At 70.9% G+C, this 21,735-nt stretch carries 18 protein-coding genes and 1 pseudogene; 9 read left to right on the plus strand and 10 right to left on the minus strand.

Features of this window, described 5'->3' with window-relative positions:
• Nucleotides 1–9 precede the first annotated feature (9 nt).
• Nucleotides 10–1,698, plus strand: a complete 1,689-nt coding sequence (locus tag R0145_RS16855) for an FAD-dependent oxidoreductase (protein WP_317838108.1) — start codon at nucleotides 10–12, stop codon at nucleotides 1,696–1,698.
• A gap of 82 nt (nucleotides 1,699–1,780) precedes the next feature.
• Here the strand turns inward: R0145_RS16855 and R0145_RS16860 are convergent, their stop codons facing one another.
• Both R0145_RS16860 and R0145_RS16865 read right to left on the minus strand, forming a co-directional pair.
• Nucleotides 1,781–3,109 carry a gluconate:H+ symporter gene (locus R0145_RS16860; protein ID WP_317838109.1) on the minus strand — a complete coding sequence of 443 codons (1,329 nt, stop codon included), beginning with the start codon at nucleotides 3,107–3,109 and terminating at the stop codon, nucleotides 1,781–1,783.
• Nucleotides 3,106–3,639, minus strand: coding sequence for a gluconokinase (locus R0145_RS16865; protein ID WP_317838110.1), 534 nt, complete (start codon nucleotides 3,637–3,639; stop codon nucleotides 3,106–3,108). The genes R0145_RS16860 and R0145_RS16865 overlap by 4 nt, the downstream gene beginning before the upstream one ends.
• A 205-nt stretch (nucleotides 3,640–3,844) precedes the next feature.
• Between R0145_RS16865 and R0145_RS16870 the strand changes: the two genes are divergently transcribed.
• Complete coding sequence (locus R0145_RS16870; protein WP_317838111.1) at nucleotides 3,845–4,549, plus strand: FadR/GntR family transcriptional regulator; 705 nt, start codon at nucleotides 3,845–3,847, stop codon at nucleotides 4,547–4,549.
• 64 nt (nucleotides 4,550–4,613) lie between these two features.
• On the opposite strand, the gene R0145_RS16875 is transcribed toward R0145_RS16870, so the two are convergent.
• Nucleotides 4,614–4,868, minus strand: coding sequence for a metal-sensitive transcriptional regulator (locus R0145_RS16875; protein WP_317838112.1), 255 nt, complete (start codon nucleotides 4,866–4,868; stop codon nucleotides 4,614–4,616).
• A 202-nt stretch (nucleotides 4,869–5,070) separates the two neighbouring features.
• Between R0145_RS16875 and R0145_RS16880 the strand changes: the two genes are divergently transcribed.
• On the plus strand, nucleotides 5,071–6,411 hold the full coding sequence (locus R0145_RS16880) for an HNH endonuclease signature motif containing protein (protein ID WP_317838113.1): 1,341 nt from the start codon (nucleotides 5,071–5,073) through the stop codon (nucleotides 6,409–6,411).
• A 144-nt stretch (nucleotides 6,412–6,555) separates the two neighbouring features.
• On the opposite strand, the pseudogene cydC reads toward R0145_RS16880, so the two are convergent.
• The 4 genes and pseudogenes from cydC to R0145_RS16900 all read right to left on the minus strand — a co-directional run.
• Nucleotides 6,556–8,154 (minus strand): annotated as a pseudogene (gene cydC, locus R0145_RS16885) (thiol reductant ABC exporter subunit CydC); the annotation flags it as partial.
• The gene (cydD, locus tag R0145_RS16890; protein ID WP_317838114.1) at nucleotides 8,151–9,872 is read right to left on the minus strand and encodes a thiol reductant ABC exporter subunit CydD; all 1,722 of its coding nucleotides are present in this window, start codon (nucleotides 9,870–9,872) and stop codon (nucleotides 8,151–8,153) included. The gene cydD and the pseudogene cydC, both read right to left, overlap by 4 nt.
• The gene (cydB, locus tag R0145_RS16895) at nucleotides 9,872–10,966 is read right to left on the minus strand and encodes a cytochrome d ubiquinol oxidase subunit II (protein WP_317838115.1); all 1,095 of its coding nucleotides are present in this window, start codon (nucleotides 10,964–10,966) and stop codon (nucleotides 9,872–9,874) included. Before cydB ends, cydD begins: the two co-directional genes overlap by 1 nt.
• A 4-nt stretch (nucleotides 10,967–10,970) precedes the next feature.
• Entirely contained in the window at nucleotides 10,971–12,470 is a 1,500-nt protein-coding gene (locus R0145_RS16900; protein ID WP_317838116.1) for a cytochrome ubiquinol oxidase subunit I, read from the minus strand.
• A 154-nt stretch (nucleotides 12,471–12,624) separates the two neighbouring features.
• On the opposite strand from R0145_RS16900, the gene R0145_RS16905 reads away from it, so the two are divergent.
• Together R0145_RS16905 and R0145_RS16910 are read left to right on the plus strand one after the other, a co-directional pair.
• Nucleotides 12,625–12,987 (plus strand): BlaI/MecI/CopY family transcriptional regulator, encoded by a 363-nt coding sequence (locus R0145_RS16905; protein WP_317838117.1) that lies wholly within the window; start codon nucleotides 12,625–12,627, stop codon nucleotides 12,985–12,987.
• A gap of 47 nt (nucleotides 12,988–13,034) precedes the next feature.
• Nucleotides 13,035–14,021, plus strand: a complete 987-nt coding sequence (locus R0145_RS16910; protein WP_317838118.1) for a bile acid:sodium symporter family protein — start codon at nucleotides 13,035–13,037, stop codon at nucleotides 14,019–14,021.
• On the opposite strand, the gene R0145_RS16915 is transcribed toward R0145_RS16910, so the two are convergent.
• The 3 genes from R0145_RS16915 to R0145_RS16925 form a co-directional block, all read right to left on the minus strand.
• A complete protein-coding gene (locus tag R0145_RS16915) occupies nucleotides 13,979–14,851 on the minus strand; it encodes a dihydrofolate reductase family protein (protein ID WP_317838119.1) in 873 nt (290 codons plus the stop codon). The genes R0145_RS16910 and R0145_RS16915 overlap by 43 nt on opposite strands.
• Before the next feature lie 93 nt (nucleotides 14,852–14,944).
• Nucleotides 14,945–15,637: a VIT1/CCC1 transporter family protein gene (locus R0145_RS16920; RefSeq protein WP_317838120.1), complete on the minus strand. Its 693-nt coding sequence runs from the start codon at nucleotides 15,635–15,637 to the stop codon at nucleotides 14,945–14,947.
• On the minus strand, nucleotides 15,634–17,940 hold the full coding sequence (locus tag R0145_RS16925; RefSeq protein ID WP_317838121.1) for an ATP-binding protein: 2,307 nt from the start codon (nucleotides 17,938–17,940) through the stop codon (nucleotides 15,634–15,636). Before R0145_RS16925 ends, R0145_RS16920 begins: the two co-directional genes overlap by 4 nt.
• Nucleotides 17,941–18,162: 222 nt before the next feature.
• Here R0145_RS16925 and R0145_RS16930 point away from each other — a divergent pair, with 222 nt between their 5' ends.
• The 4 genes from R0145_RS16930 (at nucleotide 18,163) to R0145_RS16945 (ending at nucleotide 21,734) form a co-directional block, all read left to right on the plus strand.
• The gene (locus tag R0145_RS16930) at nucleotides 18,163–18,594 is read left to right on the plus strand and encodes a hypothetical protein (protein WP_317838122.1); all 432 of its coding nucleotides are present in this window, start codon (nucleotides 18,163–18,165) and stop codon (nucleotides 18,592–18,594) included.
• Nucleotides 18,595–18,723: 129 nt separating this feature from the next.
• Nucleotides 18,724–19,752: a hypothetical protein gene (locus R0145_RS16935; protein ID WP_317838123.1), complete on the plus strand. Its 1,029-nt coding sequence runs from the start codon at nucleotides 18,724–18,726 to the stop codon at nucleotides 19,750–19,752.
• Nucleotide 19,753: 1 nt separating this feature from the next.
• The gene (locus R0145_RS16940; RefSeq protein WP_317838124.1) at nucleotides 19,754–20,089 is read left to right on the plus strand and encodes an MmoB/DmpM family protein; all 336 of its coding nucleotides are present in this window, start codon (nucleotides 19,754–19,756) and stop codon (nucleotides 20,087–20,089) included.
• 4 nt (nucleotides 20,090–20,093) lie between these two features.
• On the plus strand, nucleotides 20,094–21,734 hold the full coding sequence (locus tag R0145_RS16945; RefSeq protein WP_317838125.1) for a YHS domain-containing protein: 1,641 nt from the start codon (nucleotides 20,094–20,096) through the stop codon (nucleotides 21,732–21,734).
• Nucleotide 21,735: the final 1 nt, after the last annotated feature.

Here is a 21,735-nt window from a genome sequence, read left to right on the forward strand (position 1 = left end):
ACCGCAGCCATGACCGATCACTCCCGTAAGGTCGTCATCGTCGGCGGCGTCGCCGGCGGCATGTCCGCCGCGACTCGGCTGCGCCGGCTCGACGAGACGTGCGAGATCATCGTCTTCGAGCGCAGCTGGTACGTCTCGTTCGCCAACTGCGGTCTCCCTTACCACGTGGGCGGCGTGATCGAGGACCGTCAGGCGCTGCTGCTGCAGACGCCCCAGTCCCTCGGCCGCCGCTTCGGCATCGACGTCCGCGTCGGCCACGAGGTCGTCTCGATCGACCGGGCCGCGAAGCGGGTGACGGTGCGCAATCTCACCACCGACCGGGTCACCACCGAGTCGTACGACACCCTGGTGCTCTCCCCCGGCGCGTCCCCGTTCGTCCCGGACATCCCGGGCAAGGAACGGGCGCTCACCCTGCGCAACATCGCCGACGTCGACGCAATGGTCGAGGCAGTGGCCCGCAAGCCTCACACCGCCGTGGTGATCGGCGGCGGCTTCATCGGCGTCGAGCTTGCCGAGAACCTGCAGCGGCGCGGCATCGACGTGACGATCGTCGAGCTGGCCGACCAGCTGCTCCCCCCGCTGGACCCCGAGATGGCCGCGTACGTCGCCCAGGAGCTGGTCGACAACGGCATCGACGTGCTGACCGGGGCCCAGGCGACCGCGATCGGCGAGCGGACCGTCACGCTGGGCTCCGGCGCGGAGATCCCGGCCGACCTGGTGGTGATGTCGATCGGCGTCCGGCCGGACTCGCACCTGGCGAAGGAGGCCGGCCTGGCGGTCAACCCGCGCGGCGGCATCGTCGTCGACGAGCACCAACGCAGCTCCGACCCGGACATCTTCGCCGTCGGCGACGCCGCCGAGAAGCGCGACGCGCTGACCGGTGACGCCACCATGGTGCCGCTGGCGCAGACCGCGAACCGGCACGGCCGGCTGGTCGCCGACGTGATCGCCGGCCGTGGGACCGCCGCGAAGCCGGTGCTCGGCACCGCCATCGTCGGCGTCTTCGGCCTGATGGCCGCCTCGGTCGGCTGGAACGAGAAGCGGCTGCGGGCCGCCGGCCGGGCCTATCGGGCCATCCACGCCCACCCGGGCTCGCATGCCGGCTACTACCCGGGTGCAGAGACCCTGCACCTGAAGCTGCTGGTCGACGCGGACACCGACGAGATCCTCGGCGCCCAGGCGATCGGTCGGGACGGTGCGGACAAGCGGATCGACGTCATCGCCACGGCGATGCGCGGCGGTCTCAAGGGTGCCGAGCTGGCCGACCTGGAGCTGGCGTACGCCCCGCAGTTCGGGTCCGCCAAGGATCCGATCAACATGCTCGGGTTCATCGACGACAACGTGGTGACCGGCCAGTCCGAGCTGATCCAGTGGCACGAGGTGGCGGCAGCCCAGCAGGCCGGTACCCCGCTGCTCGACGTCCGGACGCCGGACGAGTTCCGCCGCGGCCACATCCCGGGCTCGATCAACCTCCCGGTCGACGAACTGCGCGACCGGCTCGACGAGGTGCCGGCCGGAGACCTGGTGATCACCTGCCAGGTGGGCCTGCGCGGTCACGTGGCCGAGCGGATCCTGCGCCAGGCCGGCCACCGGGTCCGGAACCTCACCGGCGGCTACCAGACCTGGTCCACCGCGACCAGGCCGATCGCCCGGCCGGCCCGGAGCGAGACGCCCGCCGAGGTCGAGGCGGCTCGCTGACCGATCCGGGTGGGGCACCGCACCCGAACCCGCTGCCCAGCGGCGGTGCCCCACCTCCTCCGGACGACGGTGACCTCATGGGTCAGACGACGAGGCTGAGCAACATCACTGCGATGATGCCGATGACGGACAGCACGGTCTCCATCAACGACCAGGTCTTGAAGGTCTCCCCGACCGTCATGCCGAAGTACTCCTTCACCATCCAGAAGCCGGCGTCGTTGACGTGGCTGAGGAAGACCGAGCCGGCGCCGATGGCCAGCACCATCAGGGCGGTGTGGGTCGGCGAGAGGCCGGCGGCGAGTGGGGCGACGATGCCGGACGCGGTGATGGTGGCCACCGTGGCCGAGCCGGTCGCCAGCCGGATCACCACCGCCACCAGCCAGCCCGCCAGCAGCGGCGGGAGCGCCGCGGCGAGCAGGCCCTTGGCCAGCATGTCGGCGATATGGGAGTCGACCAGGGTCTGCTTGAAGCCGCCGCCGGCGGCGACGATCAGCAGGATGCCGGCGATCGGGCCGAAGGAGGAGCCGACGATCTTGTCGACCTCCTTGCGGGACTTCTTCAACCCGTAGCCGAAGACGAACATCGCGACGACGGTGGTGATGGTCAGGGCGATCAGCGGGGTGCCGACGAAGCCGAGGAAGGCACCCACCGGGTTCTTGGTGCCGAAGGTCATCTCCGCGACGGTCGCGGCCAGCATCAGGACGACGGGGAGCAGGACGACGGTCAGCGAGGCGCCGAAGCCGGGACGCCTGGCACCCTCGGCGGGGCTGTGTCCGAGGAAGTCCTCGCGGACCTGGTGCGGCACCCAGCGGGCCATCATCCGGCCGAGCACCGGGCCGGAGATGATCACACAGGGGATGGCGACGATCAGGCCGAAGGCGAGGGTGAGGCCGAGGTTGGCCTTCAGCGCCGAGATCGCGATCAGCGGGCCCGGGTGCGGCGGGATCAGCCCGTGCAGGGCGGACAGCCCGGCCAGGGCCGGGATGCCGAAGAGGACCACCGGCACCTTCGCCCGCCGGGCGGCGAACATCACCACGGGGATCAGGATCACCACGCCGACCTCGAAGAACAGCGGGATGCCCACGATGAAGGCGATCAGCGCCATCGCCCAGGGCAGGCGCTGGACCGGGGTCTTGCTGAGGATGGTGTCGACGATGACGTCGGCACCGCCGGAGGACACCAGCAGGGTGCCGATGATCGAGCCCAGCACGATCAGCAGGCCGACACTGGAGATGGTCGAGCCGAGACCGGTGGTGAAGCTGTTGAAGAGCTTGTCCAACGGGACGCCGGCGGCGAGGGCCATCACCGCGGAGCCGGCCATCAGGGACAGGAACGGGTGGATCTTGAGCCAGACGATCAGCAGGACGATCGTGGCGATGCCGGCGAGCGCGGCGAGGACGAGGCCGGTCATTCCGCGCACTCCTTGACGCGGCGGCTCTCGGAGGCGAGGGCACCGACGATGCAGTCGAGCATCTGCTCGACCTCCTGCTCGATGTCGATGACGACACCGTCCTCATCGGGCTCGAGCGGCTCCAGCGTCGTGAGCTGGGAGGGCAGCAGCGATGCCGGCATGAAGTGGTCCGTACGGGCGGTCAGCCGGGCCGCCAGCACCTCCACTGAACCGATCAGGTGGACGAACACGGTCCGCCCCGGCGCGGTCCGCAGCCGGCCGCGGTAGACCCGGCGCAGGGCGGAACAGGTGACCAGGGTGGAGCGGCCGGCCCGGTCCTCGTCGGCGGTCCACGCGGCGATCCTGTCCAGCCACGGCCTCCGGTCCTCGTCGGTGAGCGGATGGCCCGCGGTCATCTTGGCGATGTTCTCGGCCGAGTGGAAGTCGTCCCCCTCGGCCACCGGCCAGCCGAGGCGGTCGGCCAGTCCGTGGGCGATGGTCGACTTGCCGCTGCCGGCCACGCCCATCACCACCACATGAGTTTCAGTCATCCTTGACCCTTTCCAAAGAAGCATCTTTGCCCCATTTGAGACGATCTTACATCTTTTAGAGAGTCTCTCAAATCATTTTGTGATGCAAGGAGTGGCACTGAAGAGGCTTCAGAGCGCGACGCAGCTAAGCTCGTTCACAGGCCCCGACAGAGGGCCCGAGGGACGACCCGACAGTGGCCGACGAAGGACCCGAGGGAGGCGAGCAATGATGACGAGCTCCGAGCGCCCGTTGATGCACCTCGGCGTGGCCCGCGAGCTCGGCACCGAGATCATCGAGGGCCGGTGGCCCGTCGACGAGGCCCGCACCCTGGAGGAGGTCCAGGAGCGGTTCGGCGTCTCCCGCACCGTGGCCCGGGAGGCCTCCCGGCTGCTGGAGTCGATGGGGCTGGCCGGCACCGTACGCCGCCGCGGCATCGTCGCGCTGGCCGCCTCGGAATGGCACGTCCTCGACACCACCCTGATCGACTGGCGGCTGCACTCCACCCGCCGGCGCGAGCAGTTGACCTCACTGACCCAGCTGCGGATGGCCGTCGAACCCGCCGCCGTCCAGGCGATGGCGCGGTGTGCCTCGATCCACGTCCGGGCCCGGCTGCTCCCGCTGGCCGCGGAACTGCGGCGGACCGGTGAGGGAGGCCTGGGCCAGGAGTTCCTGCAGCTCGACATCGAGTTCCATCGGCTGATCCTCACCAACAGTGGCAACGAACTGTTCGCCGCACTGAGCGACCAGATCGCGTCGGTCCTCGCCGGGCGCACCGAGATCGGCCTGATGCCGCCGAAGCCCAAGCCGGAGGCCCTCGACGCGCACGAGGCGGTGGCCGAGGCAGTCTTCCGCGGCGACGGGAAGGCTGCCCGCGCGGCGATGCAGGTGATCCTCGACGAGGTCGACCAGGCACTGGACGAGGTGGGCTGAGCCCGCGACCTCAAGCCAACCCGGTCACCCGTCGGACCGGGCCGACGTCAGACCAGCCCAGCCCTCAGGCGAGGGACAGGAAGAGCTTCTCCATCTTGGAGGTGTCCAGGCCCTCGTCGGTCAGCACGCACTGCCGCATGCCGGCAGCCACGACGGCGAACCCGGCGCGATCCAGCGCCTTCGCCACCGCGGCGATCTGGGTGACGACCTCCTCGCAGTCGCGGCCCTCCTCCAGCATGTCGATGATGCCGGTGAGCTGACCCCGGGCCCGCTTCAACCGATTGACGACCGGGCGCAGGTCCTCGCCGGGCAACTCCATGGCACCCCTCCTTCTCGTGCTGCTCTGGATCCGGATGATACCCCCACGGGGATAGCGACGACAGAGGCACCCCCGTACACGGCACCGCGACATGCGGCAAGGCGGGTGCGGCTACCTTCCGGCACGCTGCCGAGTCGCATACCATCGAACAATAATCGTTCAGTTGTTTGAATTGTCTGAGGCGGGTCGTACGGTTGATGGCATGGACGGTGATGGCACGGACAGGGAGTGGGGGACCCGGACCGGGGCTGTGTTGGCCGGGGTCCTGGACCTGCTGGACGGATTGGATGATGACCGGGCGCTCGCGACGGACGCGGAGCGCCTGGCCCTGATGGGGGCAGCGATCGAGGCCGCGGACCGGCTGCGCGTATTGGCGTCGGTGCTCGTCGGTGAGGCTGAGGCGTCCGGCGCGGATGTCGCGGCGACCGGATTGTCGGTGGTGAGCTGGCTGGCCGACACCCGCCGGATGACCCGGCGCGAGGTGTGGGCACTGCTGCATGAGGGGCGGGATCTGGCCGGTCTGCCGGTGTTGACCGCGGCCGGATTGGCGGGAGCGGTCTCCCCCCAGCAGGCCCGCACGATCAGCAGGGTGCTGGCCGAGTTGCCCGACGAGCTGGACCCTGCTCTGCTCCGGCAGGCGGAACGGGACATGGTGGAGCACGCGGCTGAACTCGACTCCCAGGGGCTGTCGATCCTGGCGGAGCATCTGCTGGAGATCCTCGCGCCGGAGACGGCAGACGACCTGGAGGCCAAGCGGCTGGAACGGGAACTGCGCCGGGCACGGCGGAACCGCTCGCTGTCGTTCGTACGTGACGGTCAGGGGTCGGTGCTGATCCGCGGCAAACTGCCCGTCCTCGCCGCCGAGACCCTGATCACGCAGATCGAGGCGCTCGTCGACCGGGACCGTCGCAGGGCTCTCGACGCGCTGGACCCGCTCGCGGAGGACGTCACCCCCGCCATGCGTCGCGCCGATGCCCTGGTGGCTCTCGCCGAGGCAACGGCCCTGCACCGCGACACGCCGTCCCACGGAGGCGATCGGCCCCGGGTGGTGGTCACGATCGCGGCGGACCGGCTTCGGGACCTTGCCGCCGGGGCCGGGCTGATCGGCACCGGCGAGAGGATCGCCGCCGGTGAGCTGCGCCGGTTGTGCTGTGATGCCGACCTGCTCCCGGTCGTCCTCGGTGGGAGCGGTGAGGTCCTCGACGTCGGCCGCGAGCATCGGCTGGTCACCCCGCCGATCCGGGCCGCGCTGACCGTCCGCGACCGGGGCTGCGTGTTCCCCGGCTGTGACCGGCCACCCGCCGCCTGTCACGCGCACCACATCATGCCCTGGCAGGAGGGAGGTGTCACGTCCCTCGACAACCTCGTCCTGGTCTGCGCTCACCACCACGGCATTGTGGAGCCCTCGCCGGACCCGCCGGGCCGGCGATGGGAGATCCGCCTCGGCGCCGGGGGCATTCCCGAGGTCCTCCCCCCGAGCCACGTCGACCGGACCCGCCGGCCCCGGCGCCACCAACGGTTCCGGCTACCGACGGCCGCCTGAGGATCGGAGGCATTCAGGCTCGGGACTGCCCGACGTGGCACCTCCCGACATGGTCGCGCCCGACGTGCTGCCCGAGGCGGTCGCGCCCGAGGCGGTCGAACCGGGTGCGACGGCGCCCGGAGGGGCGTACGCGGTGAGGTCGACGACCCGGTCACAGGCGTCCCGGACCACCGGGTCGTGGGTGATCACCAGCACCGCCGCGCCCTCGGTGGCCGCCCACAGGTCGGTGACCAGGGTCTCCGCGGTCTCCTCGTCGAGGTGTTCGGTCGGTTCGTCGAGGATCACCACGTCCGCGGCACCGACGAACAACCGGGCCGCCGCGAGCCGCCTGGCCTCGCCGCCGGACAGCCGTCCGCCGTGCTCGCCGACCGCCCTCTCGGGTGCCAGGTCGAGACCGGCCCGGTGCAGGGCGGCGACCACCTCGTCGGCGGTGGCGTCCTTGCGGCCGATCCGGACGTTCTCGTCGACCGATGTGTCGAACACATGAGCGTCCTGAGCCAAGTAGCCCACCGTGCCATGCACCTCGACCTCACCGGCCCGCGGCGGCAGCAGCCCCATCACCGTGGCGGCGACCGTGGTCTTGCCCAGGCCGCTGCGCCCCACCAGGGCGACCCGCTCGCCGGCGCCGATGTGCAGGTCGAGGTCGCGGACCACCGGGTCGGCACCGGGCCAGCCGGCCGCCAACCCGCGCAGGTCGAGGGAGGGCCCGCCGGGAAGCCGTGCGGGTCCGGTCTCCCGGCCGGTCGGCGGGGTGGCCAGCACCTCGTCGACCCGCCGCAGCGAGGACCGCACCCGGGTCCAGGTCTGGGCCGCCTCGGCCAGCGGCTCCAGGGTCTCGTGCAGGGCGAGCGGGGTGAGCACCAGCACGGCCAGTTGGACGACCGGCAGGGTGCCCGCGGCCGCCGCCGGCGCCCCGACGAGCAGCGCGCCGAGGACGGCCACCCCGGCAGCCGGCACCTGCAGGGCGCCGGCCAGTCCGCGGACCCGGGCCGCCCGCTCCTCGGCCGCGGTCAGCCGCGCGTTGAGCGCGTCGACCCGGTCGAGCGCCGCGTCCTGCACCCCGTACGCCACCAGGTCCGGGGCGGTCCGATGCAGTGCGGCCACCGCGTCGGCGAGTTCACCGCGCAGCGGAGCCAGCGAGGCGTCCGCCCGTCGGGAGGCGAGCCCGGCCAGCCACGGGATGACGATCCCGGCCAGCACAGCGCTGAGGCCGAGCAGGACCGCGGCCGGCACCGACAGCAGGCCGATGATCACGGTGGTCGCGACGGCGACCAGGCCGGCGGCGGTGGCGGGCACCACGACCCGGACCACCGCGTCCATCACGGCGCGGACGTCGTCGACGATCCGGACCAGCAGGTCGCCGCGACGCCGGCCGAGCAGCGTGGTCCGGCTGAGCACGTCGTAGACCCGCAGCCGCAGCGCGCTCTGCATCCGCAGCGCCAGGTCGTGGCCGAGGAGCCGTTCGGCGTAGCGGAGCACCCCGCGGGAGATGCCGAAGGTGCGGACGGCGGTGATGGCGACCATCAGATAGAGGATCGGCGGGTGCTGCGCGGCGCGCGACAACAGCCAGGCCGAGGTGCCGAGCAGTGCCACCGCGGCCCCGGAGGCGCCGGCGGCGAGCAGCACCGACCCGAGCACCCGGGATCGGCCCTCGGGCACGGCACGCAGCAGGGTGGCGAGCAGCCCGGCGGTGCCGGTGGGACCGGTGCCGGCGGGGGAACGGTCAGGCGTACGGGTGGTCATGCGGGCACCCCCACGGGTCCGACGGTCACCACGCGGTCGCAGGCGGCCACCACGGCCGGCCGGTGGGTGACCACCAGGGCGCTGGTGGTGGCGTCGGCGTCGCGCAGCGTGGCCAGCACCCGCCGTTCGGTGTCCGGATCCAGCCCGGCGGTGGGTTCGTCGAGGATCAGCAGGCGACCGCCGCCGTGGCTCAGCCGCAGCAGGGCACGGGCCAGGCCGACCCGGCGCCGCTCCCCGTCGGAAAGCCCTTCCGACTCGTCGCCGACCTCGTGGTCGAGGGCCAGTTCGGCGGCCCCGGCCCGGTCCAGGGCGGCCCGAATCGCCTCGACGGGGGCGCCCGGGGCGCCGAGGGCGACGTTCGCCCCGACCGTACGTTCCGGCAGTCCGGGGGTCTGGCCGACCCAGGCGACCCGACGGCGCCAGGCCGCCAGGTCGACCCGGTCCAGCGGCACCCCGCCGAGCAGCACCTCGCCGGCGGAGGGTCGGATGAAGCCCATCAGCACCGCCAACAGGGTGGACTTCCCGCCGCCGCTGGGCCCGACGACGGCGACGAACTCACCTGGCGCCAGGTCCAGGTCGAGGCTCCGCAGGGCGGGAGTGTCCGCACCGGGGTAGGTGACCTGCAGGTCGCGGACCCGCACCGCCGGGACGGTGGGGTCGGTCGGCAGGCTCTCCGACGGCGACGTTCCCGATGGCAAGATCCTGGACGGCAAGATCCTGGACGACAGCGTCCCCGACGACACCGACGATGACGGGCCGGCACCCATCCGGGGCGCGTCGATCTCGGCGAAGGCCCGGTCGGCCGCCGCGACCCCTTCGGCGGAGTCGTGGTAGTGGACGCCGACCTGGCGCAGCGGCAGGTAGACCTCGGGGGCGAGCACGAGCAGGAACAGCCCGCTGGCCAGGTCCATCTCGCCGTTGACCGTCCGGATGCCGATCGACACCGCGATGATCGCGACCGACAGTGTCGACAGCAGTTCCAGGGTCATCGAGGAGAGGAAGGAGATCCGCAGCGTGCCCATCGTCTCCTCGCGGTTGCGGGCCTCGATCCGTTGTAGGCCGATCGCCTGGGCGCGGGCCCGGCCGAACACCTGGAGGGTCGGCAGGCCGGCGACCAGGTCGGCGAAGTGGTGGGCCAGCCGGGCCTGGACGTCCCAGCGGCGGGCCATCCGGCGTTCGGTGGCCCAGCCGATCAGCGCCATGAAGAACGGGATCAGCGGCACGGTGAGCACCAGGACCAGGGTGGACCACAGGTCGGAGGTGAGGATCGCCACCCCGACCACGAGCGGCACGGTGACCGCCAGCAGGAGTTGCGGGAGGTACTTGGCGTAGTAGCCGTCGAGGGCGTCGAGCCCATGGGTGACCAGGTCGACCAGCCCACCGGTGTCGGTGCGCGGGTCGAGCGGGCGACCCAGCCGGGCCGCCACCACCTCGTGGCGGAGCTGGCCCTTGACCAGCGCTGCAGCGCGTTGACCCAACCACGGGTTGATCCCGCGCAGCAGCGCGCGGCCGAGCAGGACCAGCGCCAGCAGCCCGACGGTCCGTCCCAGACCGTCGAGCCGCCCGGTGTCGAACACCCCGGCGATCTGGTGCGACAGCAGCCAGGCCTGGGCGACGACGAGGAAGGCCGTCAGCGTGCCGACGAGGACCCCGGCGACGAGGTAGATCCTCGTCGCCCGGGCCCTCGCCAGCAGGTTGCGGTGGACCGGTCCCGGCATCAGCCCGCGACGGGACCCGGGGCCGCTGCGACGACCGGCTCGTCGGCCGGGATGTCCTTGACCGACAGGCGCTTGCGGAACACCCAGTACGTCCAGGCCTGGTAGGCCAGCACGATCGGGGTCATCACGCCGGCGGCGATCGTCATGATCGTCAGCGTGTACGGGGTGGAGGCGGCCTGGAACACGGTCAGACCGTACGCCGGGTCGAGGGTGGACGGCACCACGTACGGGAACATCGCCGCGAAGACGTTCACGATCAGCGCCAGGATCGCGACGCCACCGCCGATGAAGGCCCAGCCCTCCCGGCCGCGGGTGTTCATCAGCCACAGCACCACCGTACCCAGCACGGCCACTAGCGCGGCCGGCCACAGCGACAGTGCCGGAGCGGCCCCGGCGGCCCCGCGGGCCAGCCCGGAGTAGCCGAGGTTCATCCAGATCACGAACGCAGCCATCCCGACCATCGTCACGATCCCGGTCCGCGAGGCGAGCGTGCGGGCCCGGTCGCGGATGTCGCCGGACGTCTTGAGCGCGACGAAGGCAGCGCCGTGGGTGAGGAACAGCGCCACGAAGGTGATCCCGCCGAGCAGGGCGAAGGGGGTGAACAGACCGAAGAAGCTGCCCACGGTCTGGTGGATCGTACGGGTGGCGTCGATCGGCAGGCCGCGGACGAAGTTGGCGAAGGCGACGCCGAAGACGAGCGAGGCGACGTAGGAGGCGCCGATGATGCAGGCGTCCCAGCCGCGCTTCCACGCCGCCTCACCGCGCTGGTGGCGGTATTCGAAGGAGACCCCGCGCAGGATCAACGCGACCAGGATCAGGAACAGCGGCAGGTAGAGGCCGGAGAAGAGGCTGGCGTACCACTCCGGGAAGGCGGCGAAGGTCGCGCCGCCGGCGGTGAGCAGCCAGACCTCGTTGCCGTCCCAGACCGGGCCGATGGTGTTGAGCAGCACGCGCCGCTCACGGTCGTCCTTGGCGAGGAACGGCATCAGCATGCCGACGCCGAAGTCGAAACCCTCCAGGACGAAGAAGCCGGTCCACAGGACGGCGATCAGCAGGAACCAGACGATCGGAAGTGCGGTTTCCATGGTGGTCATCCCCTCAGTACGCGAACGACAGCGGCGCGTCGCTCTCGGCGCCGACGGGCTGGACGGGTGGGATCGGCGCGAGGCCCTTGCGGATCGCGCTCAGCATCAGCCGGACCTCGATCACCGCGAGGACGCCGTAGAGCAGGGTGAAGCCGATCATCGTGACCAGCACCTGGGCGGCCGGCACGCCGACGGAGACGGCGGGCGCGGTCGGCATCAGGCCGAAGACGATCCAGGGCTGGCGGCCCATCTCGGTGAAGATCCAGCCGAACGAGTTGGCGATCAGCGGCAGCAGCGGGGCGGCCACCATCATCAGGGTCCAGAACCAGGCGCCGCGGCGCACCGGGGGCAGCTTCCCGCCGCGGACCATGATCAGCGCGATGATGCCGATGGCGATCGCCACCATGCCCAGGCCGATCATCAGCCGGAAGGACCAGTAGGTGACCGGGACCGCCGGGGTGTAGGTCATCGAGTTCGCGACCTCGTCGCCGTAGCGCTGGCGGATCATCTCGGTGAACTGGGCGTCGTACTGCTGGCGCAGCGGGTTGATGCCCTGCACCGTACCGGTGAAGGATCCGGTGGCCAGGAAGGAGGTGACGCCGGGCACCTTGATCGCGAAGACCTCCTTGGACCCGTCGAGGGTGCCGATGGTGAACAGCGAGAACGAGGCAGGCGTCTCGGTCTCCCAGATCGCCTCGGCCGCGGCCATCTTCATCGGCTGGACGTCGGTCATCACCTTGCCCTGCAGGTCACCGGAGACCACCACCAGGGCGCCCGCGATGATCAGCACCCAGGCGCCGAACTTGGTCGCCCACCGGTAGGCCTGGGCGTCCTCGGCCACCTCACCGGTCAGCTCGGAGTGGTTCGACGCCTTGTTGGCCCGGGCGATCCGCAGCAGGTGCCAGCCGGCCACGCCGAGCACGAAGGCCCCGCCGGTCATGTACGCGGCGGTCAGGGTGTGCGGGATGGTGGTCAGTGCCACCGGGTTGGTGAGGACGGCCCAGAAGTTCGTCATCTCGGCCCGGCCGCTGGCCGGGTTGTAGGTGAAGCCGACCGGGTGCTGCATGAACGAGTTGGCGACCAGGATGAAGATGGAGCTCAACACGGTGCCGATGGCGGCCAGCCAGATCGACGCCAGGTGGACGCCCTTGGGCAGCCGGTCCCGGCCGAAGATCCAGATGCCCAGGAAGGTCGACTCGAGGAAGAACGCCACCAGCGCCTCGAAGGCGAGCGGGGCGCCGAAGATGTCGCCGACCATGCGGGAGTACTCGGACCAGTTCATGCCGAACTGGAACTCCTGCACGATGCCGGTGACCACGCCCATCGCGAAGTTGATCAGGAAGAGCTTCCCGAAGAAATCGGTCAGGCGACGGTAACCCTCCTTGCCGGTGCGGTAATGCATGGTCTGCATGACCGCCACGAGGAGGGACAGGGAGATGGTGAGGGGGACGAAGAAGAAGTGGTACACGGTGGTGATGCCGAATTGCCACCGCGCCAGCAAGACCGGATCCATGAGGCGAATGTAACGGCACGCCCTCTTGACCGCTTCACCCGAGGCCCACATCACATACGACGCTGTGTCGTTGCAGACCGCGACCTCCGCAGGCCGTGCCATTTTTACTACGCGAGCTGTAGTACTAAGGCCCTCGTTGCTCTAGGATGGCGATATGCCGAACCTTGGTGACCTCGAACTCCAGGTCATGGAGGTGTTGTGGCGTACGGACCACGCGATGTCGGTCAGGGAGGTCCTTGCCGAGCTGACTCGCGATCGGGACCTCGCCTACACCACCGTGATGACCGTCCTCGACCGACTGGCGAAGAAGGACCGGGTGACCCGCGAACTGGAGGGTCGCGCCTGGTACTACCGACCCGCCGAGTCGCGCGCCACGCTGATCGCCGCCGAGATGCGGGCCGCCCTGGTCGGCCGGCCCGAACAACGCCGGGACGCCCTCCGGGAGTTCGCTGCCGGGCTCGACCACGACGACGCCGCCGCGCTGGTCGCACTGCTCGCCGCCCGGGTCGAGGGCTGACCGAGCCTTCCCGAGGCCGGTGACACGGCCCGAGTAGCCTGCCTGACATGTTCGCCCGCCTGCGCCTCGACCCGTTCCTGCTGGCCATCGTCGCCTCGGCGGTCCTCGCCACGCTGCTGCCGGCCCGCGGCACGGGCGCGGTGGTGCTGTCGGACGCGGTCACCGCGGGCATTGCGCTGCTGTTCTTCCTGTACGGCGCCCGGATGCATCCGCGTGACACCCTGGATGGCCTCAGACACTGGCGGCTGCACGGGGTGATCCTCGGCTTCACCTACGTGTTGTTCCCGTTGATCGGACTGGCGCTCGCCTTCCTGGTGCCGACAAGGGTGCTCACCCCGGCGCTCTACACCGGGCTGCTCTACACCAGCCTGCTGCCCTCCACGGTGCAGTCGTCGGTGACCTTCACCTCGATCGCCAGGGGCAATGTCGCCGGGGCGGTGGTCTCCGCCTCGATGTCCAACCTGATCGGGGTGTTCCTCACCCCGCTGCTGGTGATCGCGCTGATGAACACCACCGGCCAGGCCTCGGTCCACCCCGAGGCGGTGCTCGACATCGTGCTGCAGATCCTGGTGCCGTACGTGCTGGGCCAGCTCTCCCGGCGCTGGACCGCGGGGTACGTGACCCGGCACAAGCGGCCGCTGCGGCTGGTCGACCAGGGGATCATCGTGCTGGTCGTCTACTCCGCGTTCTCCGCCGGTCGGCGCGAACACATGTGGTCGCAGGTGTCCCTGCTCCAGGTGCTGGCGCTGATCGCCACCTGCCTGGTGGTGCTGGCGGTCGTCCTGGGGCTGACCTGGTGGCTGGCCGGCCGGCTGGGTTTCAGCCGCGAGGACCGGATCGCGATCCAGTTCTGCGGCTCGAAGAAGTCCCTGGCGACCGGTCTGCCGATGGCCGCCGTGCTCTTCGCCGGGCAGCCGATCGGCCTGATCGCCCTGCCGTTGATGGTCTTCCACCAGGCCCAGCTGATGGCCTGCTCGGCGCTGGCCCAGCGCTACGCCCGGACCACAGCACCGTGTTCCGCCCCGACACCGTAGCGGAGGAACAGTTCGTCCCCCGCACCGAGCACCTCCACCAGCCGCAGCGGCACCGCGGCGTCGTATGCGGGGGCACCGACGATCCGTGGGCCCTCCCCGCCGACCAGCAGCGGTGACACCGTGATGAACAGTTCGTCGACCAGTCCGGCGCCGATCAGCCCGCCGAGCACCGCCGGGCCGCCCTCGCTGAGCACCCGGGTCATCCCGACCGTACCCAGGGCGGCGATCGCCGCGGGCAAGGATGGCCGTCCGTCCGGGGCGGCCGGCACCTCGAGGAACCGGGCGTACGCCGCCAGCCGGGCCCGCCGTGCCGGGTCGGCACCGGGCACGGTGATCACCCAGGGCAGGGCGTCCGGGCCCCGGCCGGCGGCGTCGGCGAACGCCGGCAGGGTGGGGTCGAGGTCCAGGCTGCCGGAAAGGATCGCCAGCACCGGGTGGGCGGTCCGGCCCCGGGAGACCCGCCACTCGCGGGCCCCCGCCGGCAGGTCGATCAGCCCGTAGCCCTCGGCCCGGATGGTGCCCGAGCCGACGAGCAGCACATCGCACCAGCCGCGCAGTGCCACCAGCAGCGCCTGGTCGGCAGCCCCGGTGAGGTCACCGACCCGGCCACGGATGGTGGCATGGCCGTCGGCGGAGCTGACCATATTGGCCCGTACGCCGGGCTCCTCCCCGAGGTCCCGGAGCAGGTCCAGGTCCCCCAGCGCCGGGCCTGCGCCGGTCAATCGGCGGATCAGCGGCTGGTCCCGGTCGTTCCCGTGCGGTCCTGGCTGACTCCGGGGCTGTTCCCGGTGGCTCGGAGGCTGTTCCCCGTGCGCCTGGGTCTGGTCCATCTCGTCTCCGCTCCTCCCGGCCGGGTCACTCGTCCGACGCCCTCGCCACCGGCACCTTCGCCACGGCCGCGGTGGCCTTCACCGCCACCGCGTTCACCACAGCAGCAGACCGGCGCCGTAGCTGACCGCCAGGGTCCCCACCCCGACGACCAGCGTACGGACGATCGTCCGGACCACCGACAGGTGCCCCTGGCGCGCCGCGACGACCGAGGTCAGCAGCAGCGAGAGCACCACCGCGACCAGGATCAGCCAGGACTCCACCGAGACCGGGACGGACACGGTGATCAGCAGCGGCACCATCGCCCCCGCCAGGAACGCCAGGCCGGCCGCCAGCCCCGCCCCGACCGGGGCGGACGGCGCGGTCGGGGCGGTGATGCCGTGCTCGTAGGCCAACTGCGCGGCCAGCGCGTCCCGGGCGCTGAGCTGTTCGGCCACCTGCCGGGCCACGTCGGGGGTCAGGCCCTTGTCCTCCCAGTAGGCCGCCAGCTCGGCCAGCTCGTCGTCGGGGGCGGCGGCCAGCTGCGCCCGTTCCTCCGCGATGACGGCCGCCTCCGCCTCCCGCTCAGCCGCCGCCTCCGCCCACCGCGCCCCGGCGACGCCGAGCCCACCGGCGATCGTGCCGACCGTCGCGGCGAGGACCAGCACCGCATCGGAGGCGCCGGCACCGGCGAGCCCTTCCAGCAGACCGGCGGTGGCGATGATCCCGTCGTTGGCGTCGCCCACCCACGCCTCCCCCACCCAGGAGCGGACGTCCAACGCCGCCCGCCATCCGGTGCCAGGGCTCACCGGGCCGGCCTGGTCTCGCGCAGCCGGACCGCCACCTGGGCCCGCGAGGTGACGCCGAACTTCGCCAGGATGTGCTCCACGTGTCCGTCGACGGTGCGGATGGAGATGGTGAGCCGGGTGGCGATCTGCTTGTTGCTGAGACCCTCCGAGACCAGTTCGGCCACCTGCGCCTCGCGCTTCGTCAGGCCCACCTCGGCCGGCGCCGCCACCGGGGTGAGAGCGAGCTCGGCCAGCCCCACCTCGATCGCCTCGCGCAGGTCGAGGTCGGCGGTCTCCGCCATCAGCGCCTCGGCCTCGTCGGGGCCCAGCACCCGCAGGATCCGCTCCCGGCTCTCCCGGGCATCGCCGGCCAGCCCCGGCCCGAACGCATCGATCCCGGTGCCCTGCGCCCGCCACAACGCGTCCGCGGCCCCCTGCAGCCGGGCCGCCCGCCGCGGCTCACCGGCGGCCATCACCACCTGGCCGGCCAGCAACAGGACGTGCGCGGTGCAGATGCCGTCCTCGAAGACCTCCTGCAGCCGCAGCGCCTCGGTGGCGTACGCCCGTACGCCGGCCAGGTCGCCCTGCCGCCACCGGACGATGCCGGACACCCACAGGGCGTACGCCTTGACCCAGGCCTCGCCGTTGCGACGGCTCTCCGCGAGGATCTCGGCACAGGTCTCCCCGCCGCCGGCGGTGTCGCCGGAGTAGATCTGGCACAGCGCGAGCTGGAACATCGCGGCCTGCATCGCGGCGATGTCGCCGACCTCCCGCAGCACCGTGATGGCGCGCCGGTAGAGTCCCACCCCCTCGGCCGGATCGCCATGGAAGAGGCAGTGCAGGCCGCCCCACGCGTCCACCTCGGCCAGCCGCCGCCGGTCGCCCAGCTCGGTCGCGAGGGTGCGCGCCTCCGCCAGCACGCGGGCCCCGTCCGCATGGTCACCCTGCAGCATCACCACCCAGAAGAGCACCAGCAGGCACTCGCAGCGCAGCGGCGCGGCGACGTCGGGCAGCGCCAGCACCCGTTCCAGGCGATAACGCCCGGCCGCCATGGTGTGGCCGCCGGCCCAGAAGTAGCGCAGGTTGGCGGCGATCGTGGCGGCGACGTCGTGCCCCGCCGGATCGGCGATCCCCCAGTCCATCGCCGCCACGATCTCGGCGACGTCACGTCGGGCCCGGCGCAGCCACTGTGCCTGGTGCGGCCCGGCCCACTCCCGGTGCATCTGGCCGCTGCGCTCGAAGGCGAGCATCGCGTGGCGCCGGCGCAGCTCCTCCCACTCGTCGCTGCGGACCGCCACCCGCGCCCCGTAGTCGCGCATCGTCACCAGCTGGCGATAGTAGGTGAACCCGTCGGCCTGTTCGGCGATCAGCACCGACTTGGCGACCAGCCCGTCGAGCAGGTCGATCACGTCGGCCGGATCGATCGCGCCGTACCCGGCGACGAGCTCGACCGACTCCAGGTCGGCGCCGCCGCGGAACACCGACAGCCGCGACCAGAGCAGCCGTTCGGCAGGAGTGCACAGCTCGTAGCTCCAGTCGACCAGCGCCTCGAGCGTACGGTGCCGGGGCAGGATGTCGCGCGGGGACCCCTTGAGCAGTGAGAACCGCTGGTCCAGCCGGTCCAGCAGGTCGCCCACGCCGAGGGCGCGCAGCCGGGCCGCGGCCAGCTCGATCGCCAGCGGCATCCCGTCCAGGTGGGCACACAGCTCGACGACCTGGACGCAGGTGTCCGGGCCGACGGTCAGGTGCGCCCCCGCCTGGTCGGCCCGGTCGACCAGCAGCCGGACCGCCTCGGACTCCCGGACCACGTCGAGGTCGGCACAGGAGGCGGGCACCTGCAGCGGCGGCACGACCTGCACCTGTTCACCCCGGATCCCCAGCGGCTCGCGGGAGGTCGCCAGGATCCGGACCTCCGGGCACTCCTGGAGGACCACCCGGGCCAGCTCGGCGGCGGGCTCCAGCAGGTGCTCACAGTTGTCGAGGACGAGCAGCAGCCTGCGCTGGCGCAGGTGGCCCAGCACCTGCGCCACCGGGTCCTGCACCGACTGGTCGATCGGCTGCACCGCCGACGCGGTGCGCCAGGCCACGTCCGCCGGGTCCGAGACGGCGTCGAGGGTGACGACGACCGTCCCGTCCGGGAAGTCCTGTTCCAGCCGGGAACACAGTTCGGTCGCCAGCCGGGTCTTCCCGATGCCGCCGGGCCCGACCAGGGTCACCAACCGCCGCTGGTGGACGAGTTCCACCAGATGGCACACCAGCTCCTCGCGTCCGATGAAGGACGTCAGCGGGGTCGTCAGCGCCGATGATGACGACAGTTCGGTCACAGTGGCTCCTCGACGGCGGGGATCCTCCCCAGAGTACGCGAGCGGACGCCGGATCGTGGGCCACCGGCGTCGACCCGGCCCGCCCCTGCCCCGGCGCAGGGAGCCGCCCCGGTCCCACCACCCGGAGCCCCGCGGGCGCGGATACGGGTAGTTCTACGGATACCGGACGACCTGTGACCCAGCTTACATTCATGGCCACGGACACGACTCAAGGAGGAGTCCATGACGTTCTTCATGCACCGGCTGGCCGAGGTGCTCGGGGCCCCGGAGCCCCAGCAGGCCCCCCAGCCCGCACTGCGCCCAGCGCTCCCCCTCGCCCGCAACGAGGGCACCGATCGGCAGATCGCGCTGCGGTCGCTGGCTGAGCAGCTGGTCTGTGAGGCCAACGCGGTCATCGAGGATCCCGCCTCCCACCTGGCCCTGGTCGACGAGGTCGGCGGGGAGGACCTCGCCTTCACCATCACCTGCCGCGACCACGGCGCCCGGGTCTCCACCCACTACACCGGCGGCCGGACGCTGGGTCGGATCATCTCCGCGGACCTGCCGCAGGGCGAGCCGCAGGAGCTGGTCGGGCCGGAGGCGCTGCCCGACCTGCTGGTCCGGCTGGTCGTCGCGGCCGGCCTGCACAACGCCGAGCCGGTCCACATCAGCTGAGTCGGCCCGGCAGGTCCTGCACCACCGCTCCACCCCACCCGTTCCATCCCACCGCTGCTGCACCACCCGGTGCCGCACCCTCGACCCCGGTCAACGAGGACCGGTCCACACAGGAAGGAGGTCAGTCACGTGCAGTACGAGCTGAAGACCCAGGTCATCGAGCCCCTTCGCCAGACTTTCACGCCACTGATCGAGCGCTACGGCGACAAGCCCGCCACCCGTTACCAGGAAGGGACGATCGGCCTGCAGCCGACCGAGAACTTCCACTACCGCCCGACCTGGGATGCCGAGCGTGAGCTCTACGACCCGGACTACAGCGCCCTCAAGCTGACCGACCCCTACTCCTACACCGACCCGCGGCAGTACTACTACACGCCGTACGTCACCAACCGGGCCGCCATGCACGAGGCCTTCGGCAAGACCCTCGACTACGTCACCGACCACGGGCTGCTGGAGCGTACGCCGCAGAACTGGCAGCAGCTGATCGCCGAGGTGATCATCCCGCTGCGGCACTACGAGTCCGGCGCGCAGATGCTCTACTCCAACGCCTGCCGGTTCAGCTACGGCGCGACCATCGCGCAGTGCTGCAGCTACGAGGGCTTCGACCGGATCGGCAACGCGCAGCTGATCTCCCGGGTCGGCATCGCGCTCGGCCACGAGTCCTCCGCGGTGCTGAAGACCGCCAAGGCGCTGTGGATCGACGCCCCGCACCTGCAGGGCCTGCGCGCGATCGAGGAGAAGCTGCTGGTCGAGCAGGACTGGGCGGTCGCCGTGATCGGCCTGGACATCGTCGACGAGCTCATCGACGCCCTGGTCTATCGTCACCTCGACGAGGAGGCCATCCTCGGTGGGGCGGGCGCCTACTCCCTGCTCGCCCAGCACATCGGCACCTGGTGGGCCGAGCACCGCAAGTGGCTCGACCCGCTCTACAAGGCCTGGATCGGCGACGAGCAGTACGCCACCACCAACCGGGCCACCATCGCCGCCGCGGTGAACACCTGGCTGCCACAGGCCCTGTCGGCGGTCGAGAAGGTCGCCGCCCAGGCGGACACCCTGGCCGGCACCGACTCGGTGGCCGCCGTCCGGACCCACGCCGCGACGGTCGCCGAGAAGTTCCGCGCTCTCGGCCTCGAGATCAACGACCCGCAGGGAGCCTGAGATGACCGAGACTGAACTCACCAAAGGCATCCTGGACAACCGGCCGGTCAGCGTCGACCTGCAGGAGACGGAGAACAACCGCGCTCTGATCATCGCCATCGAGGCCGACAACGCCGACCTGGTGATCAACCACTTCCCCGGTGTGGTGAAGCTCCAGTCCCCCGGCCGACTGGTGATCAACCGCGAGAGCGTCGAGGCCCAGCTCGGCCGCAGCTGGGAGACCCACGAGTTCCAGATGGCCATCATCACCCTCTCCGGCAACATCTCCGAGTGGGACGAGGACCGCATCGTCATCTCCTGGGGTCCCCGGGTCGACGACGAAGAAGACGAGGACTGACACCATGACCACCACTGCTCCGAACCAGCCCAACAAGGCGGCGGCCAAGCCCAAGAAGCTCTCGATGAAGGCGCGCTACAGCGCGCTGACCCGTGACCTCGACTGGCAGCCGTCGTACGTCTCCGAGGAGGAGATGTACCCGCACACCAAGTACGAGGGCATCAAGATCCACGACTGGTCCAAGTGGGACGACCCGTTCCGGCTGACCGTCGACGCGTACTACCGCTACCAGGCGGAGAAGGACAAGCGGCTCTACTCCGTCCTCGACGGTTTCGCGCAGGGCCAGGGCCACCTCACCCTCGCTCACGCCAGCTACCTGAACGCGATGAAGATCTTCCTCGGCGGCGTGACCCCGCTGGAGTACCAGGCCAACCGCCACTTCGCGTACCTGGCCCGGCAGTTCAACGGCCCGGGTCCCCGCTTCGCGGCGCTGTGCCAGTCGATCGACGAGATGCGCCACGCGCAGACCGAGATCCACACCCTGTCGAACTACAACAAGTTCTACGCCGGCTTCCACAACTTCCTGCAGCAGCACGACCGGGTCTGGTACCTGTCGGTGACCAAGTCGTACTTCGACGACGCGCTGAGCGCGGGCCCGTTCGAGTTCCTGATCGCGATCGGGTTCTCGTTCGAGTACCTGCTCACCAACCTGCTGTTCGTGCCGTTCATGTCGGCGGCCAGCTTCAACGGTGACCTGCCGACGATGACCTTCGGCTTCTCCGCCCAGTCCGACGAGTCCCGGCACATGACCCTGGGCCTGGAGGCGATCAAGTTCATCCTCGAGCAGGACGAGGCCAACGTGCCGATCGTCCAGGAGTGGGTCGACAAGTGGTTCTGGCGGGGTTACCGGGTCACCGGCCTGGTCGCCGCGATGCTCGACTACATGCTGCCGCGCCCGGTGATGAGCTGGAAGGAGGCGTTCGAGCTCTACTTCGAGCAGCAGATGATGAACGGCCTCTTCCCCGACCTCGCCCTCTACGGCATCCGCCCGCCGAAGCATGTCGACCAGGCGATCCGGGAGAAGGATCACCTGTCGCACTGGCTGTACGACACGCTCTACCAGTTCAGCCACGCCGCGAACTTCACCACCACGGTGCCCGACGAGGAGCACCTGGACTGGCTCGCACAGGCCTACCCGGACACCTTCGACCAGCTCTACCGTGACAAGTGGGAGGAGATGCGGGCCCTCGACCAGGCCGGCAAGCGGTTCACCTACCCCGGCCTGCCGCAGCTGTGCCAGGTCTGCCAGGTGCCGATGGCGTTCCACGCCGACGGCGACCCGGCCACGATGGCACAGTTCTACTCCGACCACGAGGGTGAGCACTACAACTTCTGCTCCGAGGCGTGCAAGTGGATCTTCGACCGTGAGCCGGCGAAGTACCGCCAGGCGTGGCTGCCGGTGCACCAGATCTACCAGGGCAACTGCGGCGGGCCGACCCTGCCCGACGTGATGGCGTGGTACGGGTACCGGGAGGGTGACTCCGGCGAGTTCGTCGGCAGCATCGACGACCAGAACTGGCAGAAGTGGCACCAGCAGATCGAGGACAAGCTCGGCAACGCCCACGAGGTCGAGACCGCCCTCGACTCCGAGGGTGTCACCGCTGCCGCCGCCTCTGTCGACGCCTCCATCGGAAAGGACGCCTGAC

The organism is Raineyella sp. W15-4, from assembly GCF_033170155.1.
Lineage (GTDB): Bacteria > Actinomycetota > Actinomycetes > Propionibacteriales > Propionibacteriaceae > Raineyella.